Origin of the sequence: Methylobacterium sp. NPDC097929 (assembly GCF_049543375.1) — a bacterium.
Taxonomy (GTDB): Bacteria; Pseudomonadota; Alphaproteobacteria; order Rhizobiales; family Beijerinckiaceae; genus Methylobacterium.
Window position 1 is genome coordinate 1 of the sequence record NZ_JBMVEP010000029.1, and the last position, 11,877, is coordinate 11,877.

Annotated in this window: 10 protein-coding genes and 1 pseudogene; 7 read left to right on the top strand and 4 right to left on the bottom strand. The window is 73.4% G+C overall.

Annotated elements, in window-relative coordinates; all coding sequences use genetic code 11:
* Positions 1 to 323: 323 nt before the first annotated feature.
* Positions 324 to 935 carry a superoxide dismutase family protein gene (locus tag ACPCJR_RS26090; RefSeq protein WP_391516444.1) on the bottom strand — a complete coding sequence of 204 codons (612 nt, stop codon included), beginning with the start codon at positions 933 to 935 and terminating at the stop codon, positions 324 to 326.
* Positions 936 to 1,335: 400 nt separating this feature from the next.
* Between ACPCJR_RS26090 and ACPCJR_RS26095 the strand changes: the two genes are divergently transcribed.
* Together ACPCJR_RS26095 and ACPCJR_RS26100 are read left to right on the top strand one after the other, a co-directional pair.
* On the top strand, positions 1,336 to 2,106 hold the full coding sequence (locus ACPCJR_RS26095; RefSeq protein ID WP_391516446.1) for a TlyA family RNA methyltransferase: 771 nt from the start codon (positions 1,336 to 1,338) through the stop codon (positions 2,104 to 2,106).
* Positions 2,099 to 3,421, top strand: coding sequence for a class I SAM-dependent RNA methyltransferase (locus tag ACPCJR_RS26100; protein WP_391516448.1), 1,323 nt, complete (start codon positions 2,099 to 2,101; stop codon positions 3,419 to 3,421). Before ACPCJR_RS26095 ends, ACPCJR_RS26100 begins: the two co-directional genes overlap by 8 nt.
* Positions 3,422 to 3,542: 121 nt before the next feature.
* On the opposite strand, the gene ACPCJR_RS26105 is transcribed toward ACPCJR_RS26100, so the two are convergent.
* The gene (locus ACPCJR_RS26105; protein ID WP_391516450.1) at positions 3,543 to 4,799 is read right to left on the bottom strand and encodes a glycosyltransferase family 61 protein; all 1,257 of its coding nucleotides are present in this window, start codon (positions 4,797 to 4,799) and stop codon (positions 3,543 to 3,545) included.
* 200 nt (positions 4,800 to 4,999) lie between these two features.
* Between ACPCJR_RS26105 and ACPCJR_RS26110 the strand changes: the two genes are divergently transcribed.
* Together ACPCJR_RS26110 and ACPCJR_RS26115 are read left to right on the top strand one after the other, a co-directional pair.
* Positions 5,000 to 6,073 carry a class I SAM-dependent methyltransferase gene (locus tag ACPCJR_RS26110; RefSeq protein ID WP_391516452.1) on the top strand — a complete coding sequence of 358 codons (1,074 nt, stop codon included), beginning with the start codon at positions 5,000 to 5,002 and terminating at the stop codon, positions 6,071 to 6,073.
* A gap of 55 nt (positions 6,074 to 6,128) precedes the next feature.
* Complete coding sequence (locus tag ACPCJR_RS26115; RefSeq protein WP_391516454.1) at positions 6,129 to 7,115, top strand: alginate O-acetyltransferase AlgX-related protein; 987 nt, start codon at positions 6,129 to 6,131, stop codon at positions 7,113 to 7,115.
* Here ACPCJR_RS26115 and ACPCJR_RS26120 read toward each other — a convergent pair.
* Positions 7,097 to 7,843 (bottom strand): SOS response-associated peptidase, encoded by a 747-nt coding sequence (locus ACPCJR_RS26120; protein ID WP_391516460.1) that lies wholly within the window; start codon positions 7,841 to 7,843, stop codon positions 7,097 to 7,099. The two genes, ACPCJR_RS26115 and ACPCJR_RS26120, sit on opposite strands and share 19 nt — an antisense overlap.
* Positions 7,844 to 8,035: 192 nt before the next feature.
* Between ACPCJR_RS26120 and ACPCJR_RS26125 the strand changes: the two genes are divergently transcribed.
* From ACPCJR_RS26125 to ada, 3 genes are all read left to right on the top strand, one after another.
* On the top strand, positions 8,036 to 9,256 hold the full coding sequence (locus tag ACPCJR_RS26125; protein ID WP_391516456.1) for a GNAT family N-acetyltransferase: 1,221 nt from the start codon (positions 8,036 to 8,038) through the stop codon (positions 9,254 to 9,256).
* Entirely contained in the window at positions 9,253 to 10,410 is a 1,158-nt protein-coding gene (locus ACPCJR_RS26130; RefSeq protein WP_391516458.1) for a M20 aminoacylase family protein, read from the top strand. Before ACPCJR_RS26125 ends, ACPCJR_RS26130 begins: the two co-directional genes overlap by 4 nt.
* A 145-nt stretch (positions 10,411 to 10,555) precedes the next feature.
* Positions 10,556 to 11,650, top strand: coding sequence for a bifunctional DNA-binding transcriptional regulator/O6-methylguanine-DNA methyltransferase Ada (gene ada, locus ACPCJR_RS26135; RefSeq protein WP_391516459.1), 1,095 nt, complete (start codon positions 10,556 to 10,558; stop codon positions 11,648 to 11,650).
* A 144-nt stretch (positions 11,651 to 11,794) separates the two neighbouring features.
* Here ada and ACPCJR_RS26140 read toward each other — a convergent pair.
* Positions 11,795 to 11,877: pseudogene (locus ACPCJR_RS26140) on the bottom strand (IS5/IS1182 family transposase); the annotation flags it as partial.

Here is an 11,877-nt window from a genome sequence, read left to right on the forward strand (position 1 = left end):
CTGCCGGACAGCTACCAGGATCACGACAAGCCGGAGAAGATGTACGCCGAGGCCGGGCTCGACGCCGAGGGCATCCTCAAGGCCGTCCGCGCCGCGCTGCCGGAAAAGCCCGCGCAGCGCGAGGGCAGCGTGGTGAACCTGAAGCGGTAACGCCCCTTCTCCCTCTCCCCGCCGCGGGAGAGGGTGGCCCCCGGAGGGGGTCGGGTGAGGGGAGCGCCGCTTCCGCTGGAACGACACCAGTCGAGAGCGGCACTGTCGCGCTGCCCCTCTCCCACCTGCTCCGCAGGCACCCTCCCCCGCAGAGGGGGAGGGTTTTTCCGAAGTTACTTGATCACCGCGCAGCCGATGCGCGACCCCGCGCCGCCGATGGGCTGGCTCGTGTGGTCGTCCTCGTTGGCGTGGATGATCAGCGCCGAGCCGTCGCCGTCGCGCAGGCCCCCCTCGCCGGTCAGCGGGGTCTCGCTCGAGACTTCCGCGTTCACCGAGCCGTCGGCATTGGCGTAGACGTTGGGCAGGTCGCCCTCGTCCGGCCCGTCGGGGTTGAGCAGGCCGTGCTTGCTCTGGTCGTGATTCACGTGGGCCTTCGACTTCTCGAACTTCTCCGTGTCCGAGCAATCGCCGACCGCGTGGAAATGGATGCCGTGCCAGCCCGGGGGCAGGCCGCCGGCCCCGATCATCACCCGCATCACCAGGGAGTTCGCCCCGTCGCGGATCATGATCTTGCCGATGCTCTCGCCCTTGCCGTTGGTGATCGCGCTCTCGTAGGTCTGCGGCGCGGCGGCCGCCTCCGACTTGGCGGGCGGCGGGGTCGGCTCCTTGGGCGCCTCCTTGGCGTCCTGGGCGAGCGCGGGCCAGGCCAAGCCCGCGAGCAGCGCCGCGACCAAGGGGGCACGCACGGGAATGCGTCGGGTGGCAGGCATCGTCGCCCCTGGCATGATGGCACCTCTCATGAGCTGATCGTCTCCGTTGCCGATCTGTCGACAGGCCGATCGATATGCCGCTTCGGCCGAGGCCTGTCATCGCCGCGCGGACGCTTGAGGCGGCCCGGGATCCAGATTAACCCCGGCCGCTCAAGACGACCCTCCCGCGGCGCGGGATGGTCTCGTGTTCGCAACCGGCTCTGTGCCGGAAAGCCGTGACCGCCGTCGCCGGCGGGCACCCGTCGTTCGTTGTCGCATCGTCCCGCATGCCGAAAAACGACCTTCCGGGGCGTTTGCTATAGGTAAGGCGGGGCGGCGCGCTCCGACAGGGGACGGCGACGGGGATGACGGGTCCGTCCCGTCGGCACGAGGCAGCGGGACGAGGCGGCGGGTCGGTCCGCCCGAAGGAGACAGCATGACGGGGCAGCGGCTGCGCGCCGACCGGTATCTGGTCGAGCGCGGTCATTTTCGCAGCCGGGCGCAGGCGCGGGCGGCGATCGAGGCCGGCCTCGTCTCCGCCGACGGCTGCCTCGTCACGCGGCCCTCCGACCCGATCGGGGAGGGTGCGCGGATCGAGGCCAGCGCCGCCCACCCCTACGTCTCCCGCGGCGGGCTCAAGCTCGCCGCCGCCCTCGACGCCTTCGGCCTCGACCCCGCCGGCCTGCCCTGCCTCGATGTCGGCGCCTCGACCGGCGGCTTCACCGACGTGCTGCTGCGGCGCGGCGCCGCCCATGTCCACGCCGTCGATGTCGGCCGCGACCAGCTCGACGCCGCCTTGCGCGCCGACGAGCGGGTGACGAGCCTGGAGGGCACCGACATCCGCGCCCTCGCCCCGGGCGCGATCACCCCGGCCCCGCACCTCGCCACCGTCGACGTGAGCTTCATCGGCCTGCGGCTGGTCCTGCCGGCGGTCGCCGCGCAGCTTGCCGGGGAGGCGGCCATCGCCGCGCTGATCAAGCCGCAATTCGAGGCCGGGCGCGAGCGCGTCGGGCGCGGCGGCCTCGTGCGCGACCCGGAGGTTCACGCCGAGGTCTGCGAGGGCGTGCGCGCCGTGCTGGTCGGCCTCGGCTTTACCGTTTCGGGGCCGATCCCCTCCCCCATCGAGGGCGGCGACGGCAATCGCGAGTTCCTGGTCGCCGCCCGGCGCGCGCCTCCGCACACCCCTTCGGAAGAACACAATGGCTGACCCCGTGACCGCGCCCGCAGCCGACGATGCGGCCGACGCGCCGGTCGAGACCATGGCCATCGCCCGGCTCGGCGCTCGCGGCGACGGCATCGCCGAGGACGGGCTGCCTGTGCCGGGCGCCCTGCCCGGCGAGCGCGTGCGGGTGCGCCGGGCCGGCCGCATCGGGGCGCTCGTCGCGGTGGAGGAGGCCTCGCCCGACCGGATCGCGCCGTTCTGCCCCTATTACGGGGCCTGCGGCGGCTGCGCCGTGCAGCACCTCGCCCCTGCCCCTTACGCGGAGTGGAAGCGCGGCACCGTGGCCCAGGCGCTGGCGCAGGCCCGCGTCGAGACGGAACTCGCCCCGCTCCTCGACGCGCACGGAGCGGGCCGGCGCCGCATCACCCTGCACGTGCGGGAGATCGAGGGCCGGGCGCGGGCCGGGCTGATGGCCGCGCGCAGCCACGCGCTCGTGCCCATCGCGCATTGTCCGATCACCGTACCGGGCCTGCACCGGGCGCCGGCGGTCGCGGAGGCGCTGGCCGCCCCGCTCGGGCACGGCCGCAAGCCCCTCGACGTCGCCGCGACCGCCACCGAGGCCGGCCTCGACCTCGACATCCGCGGCCACGGCGCCGTGAGCGAGGGCGTGCGCGGCGTGCTCACGCGGCTGGCCGGCGAACTCGACCTCGCCCGCCTCTCGATCCACGGCGACATCGTGGTCGAGCGCCGCCCGCCCCTGCTGGGCGCGGGCATCACCCGGCGCGGCACGCCGCCCGGCGGCTTCCTCCAGGCGACGGAGGCCGGCGAGGCCGCCCTGACCGCCCTGGTGCTGGAGGCGATGGAGGGGGCCAAGCCGCGGGTGAAGCGCGCCGCGGACCTGTTCTGCGGCAGCGGCCCCTTCGCCCTGGCGCTGGCCGCCCGGGGCATCGAGGTCCACGCGGCCGAGGGGGACGCCGCGTCGATCACCGCCCTCACCCGCGCCACCCGCGCCGCCGCCGGCCTCTCGCGGATCACGGCCGAGACCCGCGACCTGTTCCGCCGCCCCCTGCTCGGGCCGGAACTCGACGCGCTCGACGCGGTGGTGTTCGACCCGCCCCGGGCCGGCGCCGAGGCCCAGGCGCGCCGGATCGCGGAATCGCGGGTGCCCCTCGTCGTCGGCGTGGCCTGCGACCCCGGCACCTTCGCCCGCGACGCCGCGATCCTGATCGCGGGCGGCTACCGGCTGGAGCGGGTCACGCCGGTGGATCAGTTCGCGTGGTCGGGCCATGTCGAGCTGGTCGGCGTGTTCCGCAAGGACCCGCGCAAGGGCGCGCCCCGGACGCTGCGGCGCCCGCGCTGAGGCTCGGATTTCGAAAGGGCGAGCCTTTTCGCGGGTCCGGGGCGGAGCCCGGGTCGAAGGGAAGCCGGGGTTCCAGCCCGGCGCCCCGCCGAAGGGCTGATGCCTCCGGGATCCCGGACGCCTATCGCAGACCCGCGAGCGCGGCCGTCAGGTCGGCGGGGTCGATCGAGAAGTCGTGCAGGTGCACCGGCCAGTCGTTGGCGCTGCGGGGGCCGAACACCGCGCGGTAGTCCTGGCCGCCGGACGCGGCGAGTTCGGCGTAGAACGGGTCCTCCCAGCCCTCCGGCACGAGGTGGAGGATCGGGATGCCGGGCCGGCAGAACACCGTGTTGGCCATGCCCGCCCCGGCGATGCCGACGACGCAGGCGGCTTCGGCGAAGCGCACCGCCTGCCGCCGCACGTCGGCGAGTTCCGGGTCGAAGACCTCGAAGCCGAGGCCGCGCAGCAGGGCGAGCACGGGCTCGCGGTTGACGAGCGCCCGGCCCCGCCCCGGATGCCGGTCGACGAACAGGCGCCGCCCCCCCCCGGCCAGGGACCGCAGCCCGAAGAGCCAGCGCGGCAAGCGGGTCCGCCGCCGGACCTGCCGGGCGAGGAAGCGCAGCGCATCCGGCGACTTGCCCGAACTCGGCAGGCTGCAGGGCGTGGCGTGGTAAAGCGCGGCGAAGCGGTAGGTCTTGTCCCGCTCGAGGAAGCGGATCGAGACGCCGGGGTCGTCACCGAGGAGGAGCCGGATCGAGCGCCGCCGCGCCGCGTCGATATGCGGGAAGTAGCTGACGAGCGCGAGCGTGACCGGCACCCGCGGCTCGGCCTGCCGCAGCAGCGCCAGGGCGCGCAGGCGCGGCAGGTCGTCGATGAGCCAGTGGCCGTAATTGAACGAGCCCGCCGAGTTGAGGAGGAAGACGGGGGCGTCCCCTCCGATCGTCTCGTCCACCCGCAGGAAGTCGGGGCCGGGGCCGGGCACGACGTGCCGCTCCTGCGGCCGGTAGGTCTCGAAGAGGACGCATGGGCGGCCGTCCTCGACGAGGAACAGGGCGTTGCCCGCGAGCCGGATGTCGCGGGAGAGGCAGAGCACGGTCGGCGGCCCCGGCGGCCGGGGGGCGGCGAGCGCCGCGGCCTGCTTTGCGCGGAACGCATCGCTGCCGCCGTGAAGTTGCGGCGGCCCGGGGATCGGGCCGGGGAAGCCGGGAAAGACCTCGCCGAGCACCTGCGTGCGCGGGCTGACCCGCCCGCGAAGCCGGTCGAGCAGGGCGGGTTCGCCGGGAAAGCCGCCGTCGCGGTAGAGGCGCGCGGCCGCGCAGGTGAGGACGAGGTTGTCCTCGATCAGCCGCGCATGCGCGGCGGCGTCCGTTGCGGCCTCGTCCGGTTCCGTCTCGCTCAAGCCCGCTCCCCGCCGATCCGCGCCCCGGCGAGCGGTAGCACATCGCCGCCCCGGCGCGCCTGCCGGGAGGCGGGCGGCAGCCGGGCAGCCCCCAATCGGGGATGGTTGCCTTGGAACCGTTAAGACCTGTAGGGGAGCCCTCGGCCGTGGCCGGCCGAGGGGCGGGAGACGCAAGGTTGCCCACGGTTGTATCGAGTGCGTTGGCAAAGCCGCTGCGGCGCTGGTGGAAGCGGCGGTCCGGCGCCCCGGTCCGCACCGCGATGGGGCGGATCGACGCCTGCTCGCCCGCCTTCCTCACCGGCTGGTGCGTGGACGCGCTGCGCGCGCCGAGCCCGGTCGACGTCTTCGTCAACGGCACGCATCTCCTGCGCGCCGCGCCCAACCACCGCCGCGACGACCTGACCGCGCTGGGGCTTCCCGCCGAGTGCGGCTTCGTCGTGCTCTATCCCGAGCCGCTGACGCTGACCGACGTGCTGGAGGTGCGCAGCGCCGACGGGCAGCCGCTGGACGGCTCGCCCAACACCCATCACCGCGAACGCCTGAGCCGCCTGCTGAACGGGATCGACCCGACGACGATGAGCGGGCTCGAACTCGGCCCCCTCGACCGCCCCACCCTGTCGAAGGCGCGCGGGCCGGTGGCCTATATCGACCACGCCCCGACCGAGGTGCTGCGGGCCAAGTACCAGGGCAGCCCGGCGGCGATGGTCGATCTCGACCGGATCCAGACCGTCGACTACGCGTGGCCCTCCGGCTCGCTGCGGGCGCGCATCCCGGACGGCAAGACCTTCGACTACGCCGTAGCGGTCCACGTGATGGAGCACGTGGCCGACCCCATCGGCTGGCTCGGCCATCTCGCCGAGGTGATCCGCCCGGGCGGCACGATCTCGCTGGCGCTGCCCGAGCGCTCGCGCTGCTTCGATCACCGCCGCGAGCCGACCCGGCCCGCCGACCTGATCGACGCCTGGATCGCCCGGCTCGACCGGCCGAGCCCGCGCCAGGTCTTCGACCACGTCGCCTTCATCTCCCCCCTCCATCTCGGCACGGACCTGCCGGCCCTGCCCGACCGGGCGCGCCTCGCGGACGCCCTCGCTGCCGCCCGCCGGACGGCGGCGGGGGAGTATATCGACGCCCATTGCAACGTGTTCACCGTCGCCTCCTTCCGGCAGTGCTGGGCGGTGATCGACAGCCTCGGCCTGCTGCCCCTGGAACTCGCGGCGGTGCACGATCCCTATCCCGGCGGGGACGAGTTCATCGTCAACCTGCGGCGGACCTGAGGACGCGCTCCCGCGTTCGCCCCGGGCGAAGATGGTCGAGGAAGGACGGGCCCCCGTGTCGGACGCGGCAACCGATCACATTCATGTGGGCCGGGACGGCTGGCTCTTCGTCGTGGCCGGCAGCAACAACGTCATCGCGCAGTTCAACGAATCGGGCTTCATGGCCCATCAGACCGAGCTGTGGCGGGGGCTGCTCCTTGCCCGCGCGGCCCGGGCGCGGGCGCTCGGCCTCGCCTACCGCCACGTCGTCGTCCCGGAAAAGCTCTGCATCTACGAGAGCTTCGTGGACGGGATCGCGGTCGATCTGCGCCTCTCCCCCGCCCGCCGCCTGGTGCGCGGCCTGCCGCGCCGCCGTCCGCTGGCCTGGCTGAGGGCGTGGCGGGTCACGCGCGCCCTGCGGGAGACCTGCATCGACCTCGTCGCGCCGATGCGCGCGGCGCGCAACGACGCACAGCTGTTCTACCGCACCGACAGCCACTGGACCTTCGCCGGCTGCCATCTCGCCTATCGCGAGATCTGCCGCTCGCTGCGGGCTACGCCCTGCCCGGATCTGGCCGAGCGCGGCTCGAGCGAGAGCACGTTCGCGGGCGATCTCGGCAGCCGCTTCGATCCCCCCCGGACCGAGCGGGCGCGGCTGCACACGCTCCAGCGCGACGCGTCACGCGTCCATGCCAGCCCGATCGTGGAAGCGCGGGAGGCGGCGGGCCGGGCCGACACGCTCCATGTCGGCTCGCACGTGATCTACCGGAACGCCGCCGCGGCCGACCCGCGCCGCCTCGTGCTGTTCGGCGATTCCTACGCGCATTTCGCGCCGACCCTGCTGACCATCATGCTCGCCGAGACCTTCGCCGAGGTGCATTTCGTCTGGAGCACGTCGATCGACTGGTCCTACGTGGAGCGCGTCCGGCCCGACATCGTGCTGAGCGAGATCGCCGAGCGCTTCATGTTCCGCGTGCCCGACGACCGGTTCAGCCTGGAGGCCTACGCCGCCGAGCGGTTCGGGGAGGAGGCGCTTCCCGAGGCTCAGAACAGCTCGCCCTGAACCTCCGCTCCCCGCACCGGGGCGCCCCGGTGCGCGGGCGCCGCCGGCCGGGCCGGTGCCGCCGGCTCGGGCAGCCCGGCATCGTCGTTGCGCACGCTGTTGACCCGGTCGCTGACGGGATCGAGCCGCAGCCAGTCGTCGGGGCAGGGCCGGCAGAGACGGGCGGCCTCGGGGGCATCCACCGCCGCGTCGAGCCAGGGCTCGACCGCTTCCGGCGCCAGGATCGCCGGCATCCGCTCGTGGATCGCGCTCAAGGTGCCGTTGGCCGAGCAGGTGACGATGGCCGCCGTATCGACCTCGGAGCCGTCCGCCCCCATCCAGGGCTGCCACAGGCCGGCGAGCGCCATCGGCGCGCCGTCGGCCCGGCGCACCGCGAACGGCGTCTTCGCCGCCGCCCTGCCGCTCCCCTCGCGGCGCCACTCGTAGAAGCCTTCGGCCAGGAAGACGCAGCGGTGATGGCGCATCGGGCCCCGGAAGGCCGGCTTCTCGGCCGCCGTCTCGATGCGGGCGTTGAACAGGACGGGAAAGTCCGACGGGTCCTTGAGCCAGGCGGGCCACAGGCCCCAGCGCATCAGCCGGAGATGCCGCTCCCCGCTCTCGCGCAGCACCACGGGCACCGGCTGGGTCGGCGCCACGTTGAAGCGGCCGGGGAAGTTCGGCTGTTCCGGGTAGCCGTAGGAGGCGCGGTAGACCTCCGGCGGCTGGCCGATGAAGAAGCGCCCGCACATGCCGCCGATATGGGCGCGGCGCCGGGGCGGGATCAAGCGGCGCGGGCACCCGAGTCACAGCGATGGAGGCCCCCTCGCCCGCATCCCGGGGCGGCGCCCGGAGAAAGGCCTGACGGCAGGTTCCAGTTTGTCGCGCCTCGCAGGCCCGAAGCACTATCCACATCCGCGCGCGGGCGCCCTACGTTGGCGGCCATGACCACCCCCGCGACGGCGAACGCTTCCGAGCCCGTCCTGCAGGTGCGCGCCGTGCCGGGCATGGCCCGGTTCGACGCGGCCGAATGGGACGCGCTCGCCACCTCGCCCGAGACGCTCGGCGCCGGCGACGAGAGCTTCAACCCGTTCCTGAGCCACGCCTTCCTCTCGGCGCTGGAGGAATCCGGCTGCGTCACCCGCCGCACCGGCTGGCTGCCGCTGCATGTCCGCGTCGAGCGCGAGGGAAAGCTGGTCGGCGCCGCGCCCTGCTATCTGAAGTCCCACAGCCAGGGCGAGTACGTGTTCGACCACGCCTGGGCCGACGCCTACGAGCGGGCCGGGGGCAGCTACTACCCGAAGCTCCAGGTCAGCGTGCCCTTCACCCCCGTGACGGGGCCGCGCTTCCTGATCGCGCCGGGCGAGGACCCCGACACGGCCGCCGCGGCGATCGTCGCGGGTTTGCGCGCCCTGCGGGGCGAGACGGGGGCCTCCTCGATCCACGTCACCTTCATGCGCCCGCGCGAGGCCGAGCAGGCGGAAGCCCTCGGCATGCTGGCGCGCCTCGACCAGCAGTTCCACTGGGAGAACGACGGCTATGCCGGCTTCGAGGATTTCCTCGGGGCGCTGGCCTCGCGCAAGCGCAAGGCGATCCGGCGCGAGCGGCGCGAGGCGCTGAGCCGGGGGATCACGGTCGAGCACAAGACCGGCGCCGCCATCACCGAGGCCGACTGGGACGCGTTCTACGAATTCTACTGCGACACCGGCGCCCGCAAATGGGGCCGGCCCTACCTCAACCGCCGCTTCTTCGCGCTGATCGGCGAGCGCATGGCGGACCGCATCCTGCTCGTGATCGCGCGGAACGGGGACAGGCCGATCGCGGGCGCCATCAACTTCATCGGCGACACCGCCCTCTACGGGCGCAACTGGGGCTGCATCGAGGATCACCCCTTCCTGCATTTCGAGGTCTGCTACTATCAGGCCATCGACTTCGCGATCGCCCGCGGCCTGAAGCGGGTCGAGGCCGGCGCCCAGGGCGAGCACAAGCTCGCCCGCGGCTACCGCCCGGTGCCGATGCACTCGGCCCACGACATCGCCGATCCGGGGCTCGCCCGCGCGATCGAGGATTATCTGAAGCGGGAGCGCGGCTTCGTCCGCGCGGCGATCGCCGAGTACGAGACCCTGTCGCCGTTCCGGCGAGGCTGCGAAGAGGCAAGCGAATGAGCCCGATCGACCGCATCCGCACCTATGCCGACGCGCTGACCGCCCTGCGGCGCGATCTCCACGCCCATCCCGAACTCGGCTTCGAGGAGGTCCGCACCTCCGGCATTGTCGCCGAGCACCTGGAGCAGTTCGGCATCGAGGTGCACCGGGGCTTGGGCAAGACCGGCGTGGTCGGGGTGCTCAAGGGGCGCCCGGGCGCGCGCCGGATCGGCCTGCGCGCCGACATGGACGCCCTGCCGATCACCGAGGAGACCAACCTCCCCTACCGCTCGACCGTGCCGGGCAAGATGCACGCCTGCGGGCATGACGGGCACACCACCATGCTGCTGGGCGCCGCCCGCTACCTCGCCGAGACGCGGGATTTTGCCGGCACCGCCGTGTTCGTGTTCCAGCCGGCGGAGGAGGGCTTAGGGGGCGCCCGCGCCATGATCGCCGACGGTCTCTTCGAGAAGTTTCCCGTCGACGAAATCTACGCGATCCACAACGCGCCCCACGGGCCGCACGGGGTGCTGCAGGTGAAGCCCGGCCCGATCATGGCCGCGGCCGATTTCTTCGACATCCGCATCACCGGCCGCGGTGCGCACGCGGCGATGCCCCACCAGGGCATCGACCCGATCCTCGTCGCCACGGGGCTGGCCCAGGCGATGCAGTCGATCGTCAGCCGCAACAGCAGCCCGCTCAAATCCGCCGTGGTCTCGATCACGCAGATCCACGCGGGCGCGGCCTACAACGTCATCCCCGAGGGCGCGCATCTGGCCGGCACCGTGCGCACCTTCGACGCGGCGCTGAGACAGCTGATCGCGACCCGCATCCGCGAATTGGCCGCGGGCTTCGCCGCGGCCTACGGCGCGACCATCGAGGTCGATCTGCGCGACGTGTTCTCGGTGCTCGACAATCATCCCGAGCAGGCGGCGGCGGCGGCCGAGATCGCCACCGAGCTGTTCGGCCCCGAGAAGGTCGAGGCCGACACCGTGCCGCGCATGGGCAGCGAGGATTTCGCCGACATGGTCGCGGCGGTGCCCGGCGCCTATGCCTGGCTCGGGGCGACGCCGGGGCCGGGCCTGCACAATGCCAGCTTCGACTTCGACGACAGCCTGATCCCGCTGGGCGCGGCCTATCTGGCGCGGATGGTGGAGCGGCGCGCGGCGGCGTGAGCCCTCCGCCGTTCTCCGACCCGCCCCAGCGTCCTGAGATGCGGGGCGGGCGAACGCAAAAAACGATTCGACAGCAAGGGACGGGATGCGCCGGCCGCCTTGTCGCGCCAGGATCGCCGCATCCACCTTCTTCGGGAGGAGCCCCATGCTCGCCGAACCCGCCATCGCCCCGCCCGACGCGGTACCCCTCACCGAGGCGCAGATGCGCGCCGCGGTCGCCGCGCGCGATGCCGGCCTCGACGGGCGCTTCGTCTACGCCGTGCGCTCCACGGGGGTCTATTGCCGGCCGGGCTGCCCGTCGCGGGCGGCGCGCCCCGACAACCTCTCCTTCCACGCCGGTCCGGCGGAGGCGCGGGCCGCGGGTTTCCGGCCCTGCCGCCGCTGCCGGCCGGACGAGCCCGCACCGGCCGAGCGGCAGGCCGAACACATCACCCGCGCCTGCCGGCTGATCGAGGCGGCGGACACGCCGCCCACCCTCGAGGCGCTGGCCCGGGCGGCGGGTCTGAGTCCGTTCCACTTCCACCGGATCTTCAAGGCGGTCACCGGCGTGACGCCGAGGGCCTACGCCCAAGCCCACCGCGCGGCCCGCGCCGCCGACAGCCTCGCGCAGGGCAGAAGCGTGACCGAGAGCGTCTACGCGGCGGGCTACGGCGCCCCGAGTCGCTTCTACGCGGGCGCCGCCGAGCGGCTCGGCATGCGCCCGTCGGCCTATCGCCGGGGCGGGGCGGGCGAGCGCATGTCCTTCGCGGTCGGCCCCTGCGCCCTGGGCCTCGTGCTGGTGGCCGCGACCGAGCGGGGGATCTGCGCGATCCTGCTCGGCGACGAGGAAGCGGCGCTGCGGCGCGATCTCGCGGCGCGCTTTCCGCGGGCGGAGATCGTGGCCGGTGCGGCGGATTTCGCGGCCACCGTGGCCGCGGTCGTGCGCCTCGTGGCGGAACCGGGGGCGGCCTTCGCGCTGCCGCTCGATGTCGGCGGCACCGCCTTCCAGCAGCGGGTCTGGGAGGCCCTGCGCCGCATCCCGGCGGGCGCGACCGCGAGCTACGCCGAGATCGCCCGCGCCATCGGCGAGCCGGCGGCGGTGCGGGCGGTGGCCATGGCCTGCGGCGCCAACCGGCTCGCGGTGGCGATTCCCTGCCACCGGGTGGTGCGCTCGGACGGGGCGCTCTCGGGCTACCGCTGGGGGCCTGCGCGCAAGACCGAACTGCTCGCGCGCGAGCGGGCGGCGAAGGGCCAGGATTGAAATCCCGTCAGCTTGTCCATGCAAGGGGCTACTCGCGACCCATTGCAGGAGTTGGACATCAAGATCTTGTCTGTCGGGTATTAGGTCGCAATCCGACAGCCTGCACCGCTTGTCATGACCCATTGCAGATATTAGGGCCTGTTGTCACTTGAGCCAATCGAGCGTTGCGGCGAGGCAGAGGACACCGGCGAAGCTGACGGCGGTCTTCTCGTAGCGTGTGGCGACGG

What these genes read in the sequence shown, in the direction of transcription:
- ACPCJR_RS26120 (WP_391516460.1), bottom strand. Translation starts at nt 7,843, where the DNA reads ATGTGCGGGCGCTTCTTCATCGGCCAGCCGCCGGAGGTCTACCGCGCC.
- ACPCJR_RS26090 (WP_391516444.1), bottom strand. Translation starts at nt 935, where the DNA reads ATGCCAGGGGCGACGATGCCTGCCACCCGACGCATTCCCGTGCGTGCC.
- ACPCJR_RS26095 (WP_391516446.1), top strand. Translation starts at nt 1,336, where the DNA reads ATGACGGGGCAGCGGCTGCGCGCCGACCGGTATCTGGTCGAGCGCGGT.
- ACPCJR_RS26100 (WP_391516448.1), top strand. Translation starts at nt 2,099, where the DNA reads ATGGCTGACCCCGTGACCGCGCCCGCAGCCGACGATGCGGCCGACGCG.
- ada (WP_391516459.1), top strand. Translation starts at nt 10,556, where the DNA reads ATGCTCGCCGAACCCGCCATCGCCCCGCCCGACGCGGTACCCCTCACC.
- ACPCJR_RS26130 (WP_391516458.1), top strand. Translation starts at nt 9,253, where the DNA reads ATGAGCCCGATCGACCGCATCCGCACCTATGCCGACGCGCTGACCGCC.
- ACPCJR_RS26125 (WP_391516456.1), top strand. Translation starts at nt 8,036, where the DNA reads ATGACCACCCCCGCGACGGCGAACGCTTCCGAGCCCGTCCTGCAGGTG.